1 protein-coding gene is annotated in these 960 nt (G+C 53.9%); it reads right to left on the bottom strand.

Annotated features, from left to right (window positions below):
- The coding region (gene istA, locus B9Z41_RS16845; RefSeq protein WP_143474229.1) for an IS21 family transposase at window positions 1–855 on the bottom strand (855 nt) is incomplete at its 3' end.
- Window positions 856–960 lie beyond the last annotated feature (105 nt).

Raw genomic sequence — 960 nt, 5'->3', positions numbered from 1 at the left:
CAACTCAGACCAGAGTTCTATGCAACGCCTCTCCAGCCAGGCGTTGAGAGCATCCAAGTTTTCAAATACGGGTGCGACTTGCCACAACCGATGCCTAGAGTCTTGAACGTTCTTCTCGATTTGGCCTTTTTCCCAACCCGATGCTGGGTTGCAGAACTCAGCCTCGAAGACGAAGTGATTGACCATGACTTGGAAGCGCATGTTCACGTCCCGAGCCTTGCCCTTTTTGATCTTGTCGACTGCCGTTTTCATGTTGTCGAAGATGCCCCTCTGGGGTACACCACCAAGCACCCGGAATGCATGGTTATGCGCGTCGAAGAGCATTTCGTGGGTTTGCAGTGGGTAGGCCCGCAACAGAAATGCACGGCTGTGCGCCAACTTGAATTGAGCCACCTGCAACTTCGTGCGTTCACCGCCAATCACAGCCCAGTCTTCGCTCCAGTCGAACTGGAAGGCCTCGCCAGGTGCAAATGTGAGAGGCACAAATGCCCCGCGCCCAGTTGTCTTGGTGGCTTCGTGTTGGTTTTGACGCCAATTACGAGCAAAGGCAGCGACTCGGTCATACGAGCCCTCAAACCCCAGTACCACCAGATCATTGAAGAGTTGGCGGGTGTTTCGCCGTTGTTTGCGGCCCTTCTTGGCCTCGCTCTTGAGCCAGCCCTCCAGCTTAGAGGCGAAGGCATCGAGCTTATTGGCAACGGTGCGAGCCGGATATTTAGGCTCGACCACGCCATTGGTGAGGTACTTGCGCACGGTGTTGCGCGATAAACCCGTTCGTCGGGATATTTCCCGGATGCTCATTCCATCTCTCAGGTGCCACCGCCTGATCACACTTAATAACGCCACGTTGATCACTCCTGTGTCTCCTGCTCAATGCTGAGCAGGACAGTTTGACTACGTGGGTCAAATTTGGATGCAAATACCTAGGTTTAGTGGCTCACTATTGGATGCAATTCAACA

The organism is Limnohabitans sp. JirII-31 (genome assembly GCF_002778315.1).
Taxonomy (GTDB): domain Bacteria; phylum Pseudomonadota; class Gammaproteobacteria; order Burkholderiales; family Burkholderiaceae_C; genus Limnohabitans.
Note: the sequence above shows the minus strand (reverse complement) of the source record. Positions and strands in the feature narration are given on the sequence as shown.